Source organism: Bacillus sanguinis (genome assembly GCF_018332475.1).
Lineage (GTDB): Bacteria > Bacillota > Bacilli > Bacillales > Bacillaceae_G > Bacillus_A > Bacillus_A sanguinis.
The window spans coordinates 1-14,498 of the sequence record NZ_BOQB01000225.1; the positions used below are offsets into that span (position 1 = coordinate 1).

General features: G+C 35.6%; 17 protein-coding genes and 1 pseudogene. 5 read left to right on the plus strand and 13 right to left on the minus strand.

The features are described from left to right. From KI369_RS21695 to KI369_RS21715, 5 genes are all read right to left on the minus strand, one after another. On the minus strand, nucleotides 1-133 hold a 133-nt coding region (locus KI369_RS21695), incomplete at its 3' end, for a WXG100 family type VII secretion target (RefSeq protein WP_212957351.1). Nucleotides 134-544: 411 nt separating this feature from the next. Beyond that, nucleotides 545-877: a DUF2185 domain-containing protein gene (locus KI369_RS21700; RefSeq protein WP_044741070.1), complete on the minus strand. Its 333-nt coding sequence runs from the start codon at nucleotides 875-877 to the stop codon at nucleotides 545-547. A gap of 165 nt (nucleotides 878-1,042) precedes the next feature. Then, the gene (gene yhaM / locus KI369_RS21705) at nucleotides 1,043-1,987 is read right to left on the minus strand and encodes a 3'-5' exoribonuclease YhaM (protein WP_087957609.1); all 945 of its coding nucleotides are present in this window, start codon (nucleotides 1,985-1,987) and stop codon (nucleotides 1,043-1,045) included. A gap of 41 nt (nucleotides 1,988-2,028) precedes the next feature. Beyond that, entirely contained in the window at nucleotides 2,029-4,953 is a 2,925-nt protein-coding gene (locus KI369_RS21710; RefSeq protein ID WP_212957341.1) for an ATP-binding protein, read from the minus strand. Continuing rightward, entirely contained in the window at nucleotides 4,950-6,191 is a 1,242-nt protein-coding gene (locus KI369_RS21715; RefSeq protein WP_212957352.1) for a metallophosphoesterase family protein, read from the minus strand. Before KI369_RS21715 ends, KI369_RS21710 begins: the two co-directional genes overlap by 4 nt. Before the next feature lie 168 nt (nucleotides 6,192-6,359). On the opposite strand from KI369_RS21715, the gene KI369_RS21720 reads away from it, so the two are divergent. Then, nucleotides 6,360-6,545, plus strand: coding sequence for a YhzD family protein (locus tag KI369_RS21720; RefSeq protein WP_000539552.1), 186 nt, complete (start codon nucleotides 6,360-6,362; stop codon nucleotides 6,543-6,545). A gap of 26 nt (nucleotides 6,546-6,571) precedes the next feature. Here the strand turns inward: KI369_RS21720 and KI369_RS21725 are convergent, their stop codons facing one another. Further along, the gene (locus KI369_RS21725; RefSeq protein ID WP_212957342.1) at nucleotides 6,572-6,934 is read right to left on the minus strand and encodes a hypothetical protein; all 363 of its coding nucleotides are present in this window, start codon (nucleotides 6,932-6,934) and stop codon (nucleotides 6,572-6,574) included. Nucleotides 6,935-7,088: 154 nt separating this feature from the next. On the opposite strand from KI369_RS21725, the gene KI369_RS21730 reads away from it, so the two are divergent. Continuing rightward, nucleotides 7,089-7,229 (plus strand): YflJ family protein, encoded by a 141-nt coding sequence (locus KI369_RS21730; protein WP_000273536.1) that lies wholly within the window; start codon nucleotides 7,089-7,091, stop codon nucleotides 7,227-7,229. Nucleotides 7,230-7,288: 59 nt separating this feature from the next. On the opposite strand, the gene KI369_RS21735 is transcribed toward KI369_RS21730, so the two are convergent. The 4 genes from KI369_RS21735 to KI369_RS21750 all read right to left on the minus strand — a co-directional run bounded on the left by KI369_RS21735 (nucleotide 7,289) and on the right by KI369_RS21750 (nucleotide 10,215). Next, on the minus strand, nucleotides 7,289-7,657 hold the full coding sequence (locus KI369_RS21735) for an Ig-like domain-containing protein (protein ID WP_212957343.1): 369 nt from the start codon (nucleotides 7,655-7,657) through the stop codon (nucleotides 7,289-7,291). 108 nt (nucleotides 7,658-7,765) lie between these two features. Continuing rightward, nucleotides 7,766-8,200 (minus strand): hypothetical protein, encoded by a 435-nt coding sequence (locus KI369_RS21740; protein ID WP_212957344.1) that lies wholly within the window; start codon nucleotides 8,198-8,200, stop codon nucleotides 7,766-7,768. 163 nt (nucleotides 8,201-8,363) lie between these two features. After that, nucleotides 8,364-9,008 carry a response regulator gene (locus tag KI369_RS21745; RefSeq protein WP_212957345.1) on the minus strand — a complete coding sequence of 215 codons (645 nt, stop codon included), beginning with the start codon at nucleotides 9,006-9,008 and terminating at the stop codon, nucleotides 8,364-8,366. Beyond that, nucleotides 8,998-10,215: a sensor histidine kinase gene (locus tag KI369_RS21750; RefSeq protein WP_212957346.1), complete on the minus strand. Its 1,218-nt coding sequence runs from the start codon at nucleotides 10,213-10,215 to the stop codon at nucleotides 8,998-9,000. The genes KI369_RS21745 and KI369_RS21750 overlap by 11 nt, the downstream gene beginning before the upstream one ends. A gap of 188 nt (nucleotides 10,216-10,403) precedes the next feature. Here KI369_RS21750 and KI369_RS29785 point away from each other — a divergent pair. The 3 genes and pseudogenes from KI369_RS29785 to KI369_RS21760 all read left to right on the plus strand — a co-directional run bounded on the left by KI369_RS29785 (nucleotide 10,404) and on the right by KI369_RS21760 (nucleotide 12,387). Beyond that, nucleotides 10,404-10,588, plus strand: a pseudogene (locus tag KI369_RS29785) (hypothetical protein). A 383-nt stretch (nucleotides 10,589-10,971) separates the two neighbouring features. Further along, a complete protein-coding gene (locus tag KI369_RS21755) occupies nucleotides 10,972-11,964 on the plus strand; it encodes a zinc-dependent alcohol dehydrogenase family protein (RefSeq protein ID WP_212957347.1) in 993 nt (330 codons plus the stop codon). A 117-nt stretch (nucleotides 11,965-12,081) separates the two neighbouring features. Next, on the plus strand, nucleotides 12,082-12,387 hold the full coding sequence (locus KI369_RS21760; protein ID WP_212957348.1) for a hypothetical protein: 306 nt from the start codon (nucleotides 12,082-12,084) through the stop codon (nucleotides 12,385-12,387). Nucleotides 12,388-13,130: 743 nt separating this feature from the next. On the opposite strand, the gene KI369_RS21765 is transcribed toward KI369_RS21760, so the two are convergent. The 3 genes from KI369_RS21765 to KI369_RS21775 form a co-directional block, all read right to left on the minus strand. Further along, nucleotides 13,131-13,442: a YbjQ family protein gene (locus tag KI369_RS21765; RefSeq protein ID WP_000637511.1), complete on the minus strand. Its 312-nt coding sequence runs from the start codon at nucleotides 13,440-13,442 to the stop codon at nucleotides 13,131-13,133. A gap of 136 nt (nucleotides 13,443-13,578) precedes the next feature. After that, nucleotides 13,579-13,782, minus strand: coding sequence for a DUF4028 family protein (locus tag KI369_RS21770; RefSeq protein ID WP_212957349.1), 204 nt, complete (start codon nucleotides 13,780-13,782; stop codon nucleotides 13,579-13,581). Nucleotides 13,783-13,920: 138 nt separating this feature from the next. Beyond that, nucleotides 13,921-14,451, minus strand: a complete 531-nt coding sequence (locus KI369_RS21775) for a general stress protein (RefSeq protein ID WP_212957350.1) — start codon at nucleotides 14,449-14,451, stop codon at nucleotides 13,921-13,923. Nucleotides 14,452-14,498: the final 47 nt, after the last annotated feature.

The following is a 14,498-nucleotide window of genomic DNA, read 5'->3' on the forward strand; positions in this document are numbered from 1 at the left end:
CAATCCATTGAAAACACAAATAATCAATTTCATTACATAAATTATTATGTATAGATTCTAATGCGATTCGGGTATTACTTGCCCGATTAGCAACTTCTTCTAGCATTTCAGGTGTCACTTTGATTTGAACCATTTCTTTCCTCCCTTTCCCCAATTAAAATTATGAGATAAAAAGAAAAAAATGTAAATACAGAAACTTTAGATTAGTATAATAATGTATATATAAAATAAAATCTGCTTAATTGCAACTAGAACCTATGTGTATGTGAAATAAAGTTAGTAAAATAAAAGAGCATCCCAAAACGGAAATGCCCTTTTATTTCAGGTTTAAATTACACCCATTTCTTTTAACATATGAATTAAACTATTATAGAAGTATTCACATGCTTCTGTCTTACAATTAAATATCTTAATATTACTCTTTGTCCCTCGCTCACTATAATATTTTACATTCTTTTCGAAGATATTTAATGAACTCACACTTGGTAAATTTACATCTCCTCGAACCATTTTGCCTCGTTGTTTTTAGATTTTCGTATCCTCATCAAACTTCTTTACCAGTTAAATTATCAACAAATCTTATTTTTCCATTTTCAGAAACTAATTGTAAATCACTACCTATTGGTAGTTCGTATATTCCCAGAATAGCCGGTTCAATATTTGCTACAGTATTAAAATCACACACTACTAAATTATCAGGATTATTAATGTAATTATCATCATCAATTTCTGAAAAAAATCTCCAACCATTATCTACCGCATCTATTGATTGCTCTCTCAATATCCATTTCAATTTTCCTGTTTCATTTATTATATTTTTTGAAACAATACAGGCCCCAGCTTTTTCAATAAATTCAATAGGCTCTTTTTGATTCATATTTTTCCATCCTTTCAATTAAACTTGATCTATATGGGAATTTTCTAGCGTATTCAATAGCTGAAAATCCTGTACTATCTTTTTAACTATTTCATTTCATTTTTAATAAAGAAAACAGCCCCAATAAGCGTATTAACACTTAATGAGGCCACTTTATTCACACTATTAATTATGGAACGTCGGTTTATAGAACGAACGATTATCAAGTGCAAAGACACGTTCTGTGTATTCGCCTGGTTTTGTGCGTCCTAATGCACGGTCCATCATGTTCATTTTTGCATCTAAGTTATCGATGTAGTGCAGAATTTCTGCTTCTTTTACTAATGGTGGTTTCGGGCTACCCCATTCTGCTTTTCCGTGGTGAGAAAGGACGATGTGTTGAAGAATTAATACTTCTTCTGCATCGATTTGCAGCTCGTCTGCTGCTTTCCCAATTTCGTTCACCATAATAGAAATGTGACCTAATAAATTTCCTTCTAACGTATACGTTGTAGAAATTGGGCCAGATAGTTCGATTACTTTACCAAGGTCATGTAAAATAACGCCTGCATATAGTAAGTCTTTATCTAATGATGGATATAGATTTGAAATAGCTTTCGCTAAATCAAGCATCGATACGACGTGATAAGCTAGTCCAGATACGAACTCATGATGGTTCTTAGTCGCTGCTGGATAGTCTAAAAATTCGTTTTGATGCTTATTTAATAAATGTCTTGTTAGACGTTGAATGTTTGGATTTCTCATTTCAAATATGTATTGCGTAATTTTCTCGACCATATCTTCTTTTTTCACTGGCGCTTTTTCTACGAAATCTGAGATGTCTGTTACTTCATTTTCATTCGCAACTCGGATTTGTTTCACACGTAATTGAATACGCCCTTTGTAGTTTAGAATGTCACCAGCTACTTTAACGATTGTTTCCGCTACATATTGTTTCTCAACTTCTGGTGATACGTCCCATAGCTTCGCTTCAATATCTCCACTTGGATCTTGTAAGATTACTGTTAAAAACGGCTTTCCATTACTTGCTAGACCTTTTGTCGCTGTTTTAATTAACAAGAAAACATCGACTTGTTCACCAACTTCATATTCTGCAATTTTCTTTTTCATTCGAATTCCTCCACCATATCAGTTACTTTTAGTATAGCACACTACAACTCATTTTCTTTACGCTTACGCACTAATTTTATAATCTGTTTTTCTGTAAAATACGTTAGTAAATGCGCATGACATGTAAAGAAGATGACTTGCCTATCTTTCGCAATTTCCTTTATAAGTTCAATCGTACGATTTGTCCTTACTGCATCAAAATGCACGAAACTATCATCAATAATAAACGGATAATCATGCTCAAATGTTTTCGCTAATGCAAATCTTAGCGATAAATATAACTGCTCTGCTGTCGCTTGGCTTAGTTCATGACTATAAAAACGCATACCGTCGTTACGCTCGACAATGAACGGCTCTGCCTCTGACGGCGAAAAGATTTTACTATACCTTCCGCCCGTTAAATAGACGAAATACTCTTCTGATTTTTGTAAAATACGAGGAAGATGTACTTCGTGATAATATTGCTTCGTTTTCGTTAACACTGTCTTTGCGGCCGCATACGCAGCCCACTTCTTCACTTGTTCACGAACTTGCGCTTTTTTCATTTCCCATTCGTGTAATAAATCACCGTACGTACTTCCTTCTTCTAAATTCGCAATTTCCATACGATGCTGTGCAATACGCTCTGTCAGTTCTTTTTCCTTTGTAAGACAGTTTTGCGCAGTTGTCATTTCTTGCTTTAATTTTTCATCATAACCGTCAGCTTCATAATGTTCAGCTAATGATAAACTCGTTAAACGCTGTTCTAATAGATCAATTTGCGGTAATAAACGCCCTACTTGCTTCTCAGCATCTTCACGTTTTTCCGCTAGTTTACCTGCTTCTAAAAACATCTCTTCATCAGTAGCATGTGCGATATGCCATAAACTATCTCGTTCTACTAACATTTGTTTCAATTGCTCTTGCATAAACGCATATTCTTCTTGCCATTCCGCCAGTTTTTCTTTTAACTGCTTACAAGTTTGGCGCTTTTCTTTCTCATTTTGCATACGACTTTGTGCCTCGTGCAGCTTACTATACTCCGCACTACCGATAACAGTTTCTAGTTTATGTTCAAAATGCGAAATCATTTCATATAATGAAGATTTCCGAGCGCCTTGTTTCTCTAACTCACGATATAATTGCTGCATCTTTTCCATACGCTCAAACGCCGGCAATATGTGCGCATACGTATAAAAATCAGGGAACGTATAGCGCATTTTATACACATTTACTTGTTCGCTCGTGCGGAATGTTTCTCGCTCCCATTCCTCATACGATGAAACGACTTTATCATACGCTCGTTCCATTTGCTGTAACTTATACGACTCACGCTCAAATAGCTTACGAATCTCTTCATCTTTTTCTAACTCATAGCGTACAGACATCGCTTCTTCACTTTGTCTCCCGCCAGCACTTTGCTGAAGAGTAAGAAGCTCTTCTTGTAGCCCGCTTGACGGATCTTTATATAAAACGAGGGCAAGAACAATCGCTACAAAAACAATGACACTAATAAATAACAGCAGGCGGTTATCTATAAATAAGCTTGTAAATAAAACGACTGTGTTAATAAGAAGTAATAGAAGACAAATTCTTTGCCACTGTTTTTTCTTTTGCATAGCCGCGCCTGCTTTTTCCTCATACTTGCGCTTCATTCTCTCTGCGCCCATACCGATAAACGCCGCATCTTGGAACGACTTCTCTTTCTCAGCTAACGTATTTCGCTCTTCATCCGCTAACATTTGTTGCTTAATCTGCCTTATATTTTCTTCTTGTTCTTCTAACTGCTCCTGCGCTACTTTAAAACGATCATCAAGCTGTGCTTTTTGCGTTTCTAATTCGCGCGCCTTTTGCACTGTTTGCGTAATTAACTCTTTCGTTGCCAAACTCATATCAAACGAAAGAACTGTTTCTTTTTCAAAAGTAGCACCGATTTGTTGCTCTAGTTCTGTCAGTTCTTCTTTTATATTCGTAATCGTTCCTGTCATATCACGCATTTCTTGACGTGCATTTTCGTAAGACATATGCTGCATACGAAGTTCTTCTACATAACTTTCTTTTTGTAAAAACTCTTCATCTATTTGAATCGATTCCATTTCCGATTGCACGTTCTCTATTTTTTTATGAAGTGAATCAACTTGCAACTGAAGCGGCTCCATTTTTGCCTTAATCGCTTCATAACGCGCCATTCCGTTTACAGGAAACTGCCCGTTCTCATTTTCTAACACTTTCTCATGCGCACGCTTTTCAATAACGAGAGGCTCTAGCGCTGCTAATATTTCATAATCTTGCTTTCGTTTTTCTGCACTCTCTTTTTCCACGCGAACAGTAGCTAGTTTCTCTTCACTTTCTTTTAGCTGCTCCACTTGCTTTTCATACGTACCAATTTTCCCTTGCCACTCTTTCATCTTCTCTTCAAGTTTCTTCATCTCTTGTAGTGAGACATTAATTTCTGGTTTACGCCCGCTCGGTTTAAAGCGTTGATCCATTTCTTTTTCTAGCTTTTTATCTAGCTGCAATAACGCATCACTTCCGACTGCGCTTGCTGAAAATAAATAATTGCCGATATCCGATTCGCCAAGCTGATGAATATTTTGAAGGCCGTGCATATCAAAAGAAAAGACTGATTCAAATAAACTTTCATTCATCCCGCTTAATATATCGTGTAAAATTTCCTCGCCGCCCGTTTTCCCGTCTTCAAAATAAACGGTCACCTCGCCAGCTGCCGTTTTTGGCAATCGTTCAATTTTCAAACGTCCGTACTTCTCTGTTTGTACAGTCATCGCACCGCCATACTTGCCGCCTTCTTTCGGCTCATAACGGCGCTGTCCTCTCGTTGGAAAACCGAATAAAATACTTTTCATAAATGAGCGAATTGTCGATTTCCCCGCTTCATTTTCACCGTATAAAACAGTCAGCATTGACAGATCCATTTCCACATTTTCTAATTTTCCATACCCATAAATATGGAGTTTTTCAATTCTCATTTCTTATCCCTCTCTTGCTGGAATAATTGCTCTAAAATAATATTTTCCGCTTCCTTTTGAATCTCTTTCTTCTCTTCTTCTGTAAAAGATTCAATACTATTACGCGCTACAGGAGATGTCCAAATCGTGCGCAATACGCCGTCCATATTCGTGAAAGCTTCTAACTCCTTCAGCACACTACCGACGAAATGATTTTCCTCTTTCAAACGCTCGATTTCCGCAAAAGAAACCGTCTCGTTCTTCCACTTCATCGCATATACAAAGTCTTTTCGCTCTTCGCCCGCTGCTAAAATATGAAAAATCTCTTCCACACGTTTTTCATCACGTAAATAAGGAGAAAGTGGCCCCTGACCTGTAAATACGACAGTTAAAAGCGTCCCTTCTTCTTCTCTTCGGCATTCATTCATCGCACTTGATATCACAGTCATAAGTTCATCGACAGTTTCCAGTCCATCAATATTCACTTCTATCTCATCCCACACAACATCTGCCGTATGGAAAAATGAACATTGCGTTCCTTGTTTCGTAAGTTCAATCAGATACGCACCCTTCTCGCCCGTTTCCTTACGATGACGTCCTTGTATATTACCTGGATAAATGATGTATGGCTCCTCTGATAAAATTTCACGTTTATGTATATGGCCAAGAGCCCAATAATCAAACTGCTTTTCTTTCAGCTCACGAATTTGAAACGGTGCATAGCGATTATGCTCTGCATCTCCTTCCACACTTCCGTGAAGCATACCAATATGAAAAGGCGCATCACTCATTTTCGTATACTGCGCTGTCATATTATCCGTTACCGCTTGCTGCAAATAACTAAATCCGTAAATAGAAGCGAATAACTCACCATTTTTATAAAAGGATTTCTCTTCTACATAAGGCTCCGTAAACACATGAACATTTTCCGGAAACTCAATTGCTGCCCAGCTTCCCCCTAAATGATCGTGGTTACCGTGAATAATAAAAACAGGGATATCGTACTGCGAAAGTCTCTTCATTTGCTCGCGCACAAACACTTGCGCCCTCAAACTTCTCGTCTCCGCATCATACAAATCCCCGGCTAGTAATACGAAATCAACGCGCTCTTGAATCGCTTTATCAATAATACGTTCGAACGATTCAAACGTACTCTGCTTCATTCTCTCCCAAACAGACTGCGGTACATTCATCTCCATCCCTTTAAACGGACTATCCAAATGCAAATCAGCCGCATGTATAAACTTCACTTGTTTCACAAATAACGATCCTTTCTTTTTCCGTACTTTACTACGAATAGTAAATCTAGTGTCCATAAAACTTTCTCTCTATTTTACCACGCAATGTCATATATTTCTTTGCATATTCTAATGATTTATGCCAAAATAGTTATAAGATTCTGATTTTTATTATTGGAGGGAATTTTCATGGGAGTATACGTTCTAACAGTCTTTGAAAAAGATGGTTCTAAAGCATTAGACGAATCATTCGAGGCGGCAACTGAAAAAGAAGCGAAAGCAAAAGGTGAATCTATTTTACAAGAAAAAGGATTGTATGAAAAAACACATCGCTGTACATCTACTGCAGGTAAGCTCGTTTTATTCCAGCGCTAAAAAAAGAAGCGTCATCCGCTTCTTTTTCACTCTACTATATCTTCGTCACACCACGTAAACACCACATCTAGAATGCGATTACCGATACGTACGCGTTTATTCCATTTTCCTGTTTGGATCTGATGTTGCAATTCTGCTTTCATCTTTTCCGTCCAGTCGTGAATCGTTTCACTACCGTCGTACGGATATACGCCTGGAAACTCTTTCTGCAGTAGATGCAAGCTCTCTGCATCAAAATGAAAATGATAGAAGTAGTTTGCTGTTAGCGATGGTTCTTGCAATTGTAAAAAATGATCATCAATTTGCTTTCTATTTCTATAGAAAGTAAAGATATTCACTTTACCGCTCGTAATTTGGTCAATTTGAATTTCGTGCTTCTCTATAATCACGTCTTGTCCACCTCGTTGTATACTATCTTTAGTATATATGTCTTTTGCAACAAAGTTAACCATTTTCGCGCGAAATTCATTTCCTTCATTATATTACCTGTACCTCCATACGCAATCAGAACAAACAAAAACAAAGTTGAAGGGGAGCGATCACATGTATTTCGGAAGCAAAGGTTGGTATGTAAAAGAACTTAAAAAATTAGGTATCCGTACTTATGAAGGTAAAAAACTAGAATCGTATCGTACGCATGTGTTATCTAGTTTACTTGAGAGAATGAAGAAAGCTTCGGCTTAATAGGTTTAGGAAGCAGCTACGGTTGCTTCCTTTTTATTTAGCGGTGGAAAGAAATAATCCTATCTTGAACATTCTACCTTTACCGTTATACTCTCTTGATAAAAACCACCCATTATCAACTGAATCTCTATTACTAAATCCCCTCCCAGATAATCATTCGTGTATATTTTAAACTTCCCATACTTATTGACCCGTCCGCTTCCAACATACATATCTCCACTTGTTATGACAATTGTTGAATGAGGTTCTGCACGGCCCAACACACAATTATCATCATATTCGACAGAATCTATCGTTATTTTTTGATGCATATTATTAATTGGACCTATGCATTTCTTTTTATATAAGTTAACATTGCTCTTTTCTGAAGAGAAAGCAATATTCCCTAGCCAACTAAACCTATCAAATGTAGTAATAGGTAGAAACATCTAAGCTAACTCCCCCATTCTTTCTTCTCGTTTTTATCGACTACAATCTTTTGATGAACTTACAGTAATACGTTCTATATTAAGATAAAAAAATATCCTTTTTTCCAGTTAATTTCGCACTGTTAATTTGTACAGAATACATAGAATACTTTTTTTCACCCCAGATGCAATAACAACGCTACACAAAATAATCCACAATCCATTAAGTGTAACTCCACCTTCAAATATGTTAGTAATAATTATGTTACCAATTATTAAAAGAATCCATGAAATGGAATACTGTTTTCTATTTTTAATATATAAAATTCCATCCTCATAACAGACTGTAATTCCCCCACTTTGCCAAACACCAATAGCGAAAGAAATAAGCGTAACTGCCAGTAACTCTGCTTGTAAATCTCTAGTCATTGGTTGCGGCGCCGTATAAGTAATAATCCCTATCATCATTAGAAAAGTTATAATATCTATCCAGTTTAATTTTCTTTGTTTGCTTTGCAGCCAGATAAAGAAAATTACTACAGAAATTAAAAACAAAGTTGTCATTTAATTATTCTTCTTCCTTTCCTACATTAGAAACATCTGTAATTGTAATGCAATTAGATTGTTCTTAAATCGCTCACACTTTCTGAAGCATAACATGAGAAAGAAATAAAAAAATCGTACAAAAGGGCAGGCCTATAATGTACGATTGGGCATATATAATATTTTAAAAATGAATTAACTTCCTTTCAATAGATACAGCTACTGCTTCTGACCGTGAATTAACACCTAATTTATTGTATATATTTGTTAAATACGCTTTTACCGTTCGCTCAGCTATCCCCATATCGAATGCAATTTCTTTATTCTTATATCCGCGCGCAATAGCTTTTAACACAAACAATTCTTTTTCTGTTAAATTGTTTCCTTCAACCTTATCAGTATGTATTTCTTTCCTTTTATAATTCACTATCTTTTCCATAATAGTCGGTTGTAGTAAAATCTCACCTCGAATAGCTGCCTCCAATGTTCGAAACAAATTCTCACGATCTGTGTCTTTTAGCAAATATCCTTTTGCTCCTAGCTCGATTCCCTTTAACATTAATTCATCTTCGTTATAAGTAGTTAATATAATAATCGGCGTCTGATTTTCTTTTTTATTCAAAGCCTCGATTGTTTCTAAGCCACTCATTTTAGGCATATTTAAATCCATTAAAATAACATCAGGTCTCTTTTTTTCTATGAAAGAAAGGGCTTCTTCTCCGTTTGCAGCCTCACCTATAATCTGAAATGAATCACTCGTTTCTATTATTAATTTTAGACCTTCTCTTACAACGAAATGATCATCTACAATTAATACGTTATGCTTCATGGCCATCTCCTTCTTTATTTATAGGCACTTGAATATACACTTTCGTACCCTTCATCTTTTCACTTACTATATGTATTTCTCCCTTAATCAATCGAACACGCTCATTTAAACCAATTAAACCATAATGTCCAGGATTCTTGCCGATATATCTAGTGTCAAAACCAATTCCATTATCTTCAACTTCAATAGTAAGCTGTTCAAGATCACTGATATATTCAACTTTTAAATGTACATCTGTGGCCTGTGAATGTTTTGCGATATTCGTTAAACATTCACTAATTACATATAAACAGTGCTCTTTTACTAAGTTTGAAATATGCGGGGGACTTTGAATAGTAAATCTCACTTGTATAGATGTAGCCTCAGAAAAACGTTGAATCTCTTCCTCTACTGCTTCATTAAATGAATTAGTAGTATGACGCAAATCATCAATAACCAACCTTGCATCATGTAAAGTTTGTCTCGCCCTTATCATAGTTTGTTTCATAATCTCTTGAGATCGTCCTGTATTCCCTTTCTGCATATGGGCATCTATTGCTTCCAATTGCATAATTAAGCTAGCTAAACCTTGCGCTAACGTATCATGTAAATCTCTTGCCATTCGCTGTCTTTCATTAGCTAATGTCAATTCTTCTACTCTCATATATGCAGACTCTAACTCTTGAAGATAGCTCTGTATACGATTCCGTGCATCATATTGCTGTTTATTAATATAAGAAAAAGGAATAATAATTGCTAACACTAACAGAAACATAGAGATAAGAATAGCTAATTTATTCACACCATAATTTATACTAATTGCAGTACAAAATATTGCATACATAAGAGTAAAAACTGCTATTACTTTAAATATATTGTGATAAACATATAGACTTTGGGCAATTAAAATAGGGGTTAATCCAACAAAAATTGCTATCGAAGCATTTGATGCAATGAATGCAGCCAAAAACACAATGAACAGTTGTACAAAAAAGAAATATAACAATTGCCTATTCCTTAATGAACTAGCATACCAATGAAAAACAGTATGAATAACAATGACCATTGTAAAGAAGAAACTATCCATCGAGAGAATATTATTACGAAATTCTAAAAGCAGTGAAGCTATATATACGAGTGTAATCCATAAAACAATAAACCTTCTCGGAATAAATACCGCTTCCAATACATTTTTATCCAAATCCGTATTTGAATTTATTTTTTTCATATTCGACCTCCACCATTATATTATACAAGATGCAGCTTACATTTTGATAAAGTGAAACTTTAATCAGTGGAGCTTTTGTCTATCCCCATTGGTTATTAACCCTCACCAATTGTACTTTTACAGGCAATCCCCCACAAATAGCGAGATAAATTATTAATTCCTCCTTATCCTCATTACTGAATACAAATATGAAATATTGCATATCGAAATGCATTGATGTATTTGTAAGCGCTTACTATAATAGGTGTATAAAGATTCATTACATCTTACCATTAAAAAAGGAGGCACTCATATGGAAATCGCAATGGCAGTTTTAAAATTTGTAGGTGGGGTAATTCCATTAGTTCAAGAACTTTTAAAAGCATTTATGTAAGATTATTATTCAGCAATTATCTATAAGAGTTATCATACAAATGATCTGTATATCAAAAACAAATTGATACACAGATCATTTGTGTGAGAAAACTTCAAACGAAAATTATGTACCCCAGCAGAATAATAATGATACATCTATCTCAAGTTGGAAAAAGACGCTCACAAGAGCGCCTTTTTTTATATTACTATATACCTAATAACTTGTTTAGAAAATCGATTCTACAATACTACATAATTAATATATCTGTTTAAAGCTTACACAATCAAAATCCCCCTCAAAGAAAGAAGATTTTCTGTTCCCTTTTATTTAGTACTAATGAAATAATTACTCAAACTAAAAATGCTATAATAAAGCCAATCAAACTAAGGGGGCAAATTACTTTGCACGGAACATGCATCCAATTTCACAAGTTTGGCAACCCAAAAGATGTATTACAAGTTGAATATAAAAATATAGAACCATTAAAAGAGAATGAAGTGCTAGTTCGTATGCTAGTCAGACCGATTAATCCGTCTGACTTAATTCCAATAACGGGAGCGTACGCACATAGAATTCCTTTACCTAACATACCTGGTTATGAAGGTGTTGGTATTGTAGAAGATGTTGGCGCGGGCGTTACGAGAGACCTGATCGGTAAACGTGTTTTACCATTACGCGGAGAAGGTACTTGGCAGGAGTATGTGAAGACATCAGCTGATTTTGTAGTCCCTATTCCTGATTCTATTGATGATTTTACAGCGGCACAAATGTATATTAATCCTCTTACGGCGTGGGTTACTTGTACAGAAACGTTAAACTTACAGAGTAATGATGTTTTATTAGTGAATGCTTGCGGATCCGCTATTGGACATCTATTTGCGCAGTTATCACAAATTTTGAATTTCCGACTCATTGCAGTGACAAGAAATAATAAACATACAGAGGAATTACTTCAGCTTGGTGCCGATTATGTAATAGATACTTCCACTGCCCCGCTTCACGAAACAGTTATGGAATTAACAAACGGGCTCGGTGCAGATGCTGCGATTGATTCTATCGGAGGGCCGGATGGAAATGAATTAGCTTTCTCCTTACGTCCAAACGGGCACTTTTTAACAATCGGTCTTCTATCAGGAATACAAGTGAACTGGGCCGAGATTGTCACGAAAGCAAAAGTGCACGCGAACATATTTCATTTACGACATTGGAATAAAGAGGTTTCACCATATAAATGGCAAGAAACGTTTCGTCACTTAATTCGCTTAGTTGAAAATGAGCAATTACGTTTTATGACGGTACATTCTACATATGACTTAGCGGATGTGCAAGCGGCGGTTGATGTTGTGCAGTCTGCTGAGAAAACGAAAGGAAAAGTGTTTTTGACGAGTTATTAACTACAATGGGGGCAGCCTTTTTGATCGGCCTTTTAAATAGACTAGATAGTACGTTTAGGAATACCCAATTGTAAGTATCTGGTATAATCCTATTAAAAGGTGAAAGGAGACCCTAATATGTGGTTACTTACAGCAATTGCGCCTGTTTTAATAGCTGGGGGAATTGTAGTATATGTGATTGGAAGGCTTAAACATAAATATAACAACGGTACATTAGGTAAGAAAAAATCAAAAAAAGCTCAAGTTTTATTGGATAGCTTCATACCTATAGGAATGCTTGTTGGCTGTATAATCGGTTTGATTTTCGGTATGTTTTTCCCGGACTTCTCCCTGCTTTCAGTTAGTTTAGGATCTGGAATAGGCTATTTATTTGGTTATTTCGCCTATGAAATTTATAGTAAGACAGGCAACAATTTTTCCTAATCCAAAAAGAATAAGCAGGACAGTATATAGTAGTCATATAAAATATGTACTGTCCTTTATTTTTGCATCAACACTATCACCTTACCTTCCACATCCTATACACCCTTTTTATTGATTTTCCTCTCCTCCCTCTTTTGCATATCCGCTTTTTTGTTTTCATTGGATCTATATCCAAAGTAAAGTAGCGCACATGTAATAACTGAACCTACAATGTAGCCTAAAAAACACCCTAACCAAAACATAATGTAATCGCCTCCATTCATTATAAATTTTATGTAATATAACGCTTTACATGCTCAATCGTTTATTTCTATAAACTATACACTCTCTAAACCTATTCATACCATTATTTCTCTCCTTACCTCAAATAACAATTTTATTATTTGTCACAATGTTAACACCTTCGTTAAACATATATAAAGATTGCTGTATTTTTTACTTTTCTCTTTGAAAACAATATATGCTACATTTGAGATAAGCAAGTGTTTCAGCTTATTTTCAAATTCCCATACAATACCCCTCACGAAATGCTAGGAGCAATCCTAGCATTTTTTACAATAATGTTTTGCTCATTTTAAAAATATGTACAGTATAGTTTTTTCAACTTATAGCTCGCCGCCATTATCTTATTTTTTCCCACTTATAACACTCCATCAGCTCTTCTTCATGTTAATTTTAGTCATGAAACAAAAAAATCCCCTCAAAGCATAAACTTCAAGGGGTGAGCCTGTTTTTTCATTTACTTATATACGTACAGCTGTACCACTTACAGCAACCATTAACATTCCATCACGAACAACTTCATAATCTACGTCAACGCCAACGATAGCGTTCGCACCTTTTTGTTTTGCAAGTTCTTTCATTTCATCCATTGCGATATCACGAGCTTCTTTTAGTTTGCTTTCGTAAGAACCAGCACGACCACCGACAACATCACGAACAGAAGCGAATAAATCGCGGACAATGTTTGCACCCATAATAGCTTCACCATTTACAATATCGATATACTCAATAATCTCTTTACCTTGAATTCCAGACGTTGTTGTTACAATCATGACTGACACTCTCCTAATAAGTTGTAGTTTGAATAAGCTTTCTTATGTCTTTATTATGACATGGAACAAGCAACGAATCTATTGAATTACCTTACAGGAGTGTGACAATTTTGTAAGAATAAAGCGCCTATTATGTTTAATAAAGCGCTTCAATATTCGGATACATAAACGATTCTCTATTTTCTTTCCAATCCTTTTCTACTTCTTTAAAAGTTGGTCGCCCTAATTCTTCCTTGTTTTTCTGTTTACGAAACCATTTCTTCACATACTTCTCTCCATTTTTATTTTGAACTGTGCAAAGGAAACTATTACTACTATCCTTTACTATTTTTACAATCACGAAAAGACACCTCTTCCCTTTTAAACTTGATCTTTTACTATAAGCCCTTTCTCTCTTATAGTCATACGACTCCTCGGCCGCGCCAAAGTTGTAAGATCAAAAAACGATATTCACTATGTTTAATATATGACATGCATATTATTTAAAGAAATCGGAGTTATACGCATTATGCTTATCAAATATTTTATAAATTTCTAACTTATCATCTAATTTTGCATCTACTAAAATTAATATATTTCCATCATAAATGTATTCTTCATATTTCTTAGCATGTTCTTCTGGGATTCCTAAGCCGATAAATGCTCCTATTAAACTTCCAGCTCCTCCGCCAATACCGGCTCCACCAATAGCTGCTGCGATCGGTCCTGCTGCTACAATTGGGCCCATTCCAGATACGGCAAGCACACCAAGACCTGTTAATAAACCACCGAGTCCGCCTGCTACTCCTCCTGCTACAAGCCCTGTTGCTGAAAAGATATCTGCTTTATGTGCAGTTTCGCTATTCACTTTTTCACCCGATTTTTCTTCCAGATGTTCAATTTCCTTTTGATCCTTCGCAATAGCTGAAATGTTATCTGCCGGGTATCCTTTATCCTTTAATTCATTAATAACGAACGCCGCATCATCAATTGTTCTAAAAACACCTACTATTTTTCTATCTACATTCATAACTAGTAACCTCCTAAAGTTTTATATAATGTATCTTTATCTTTCTT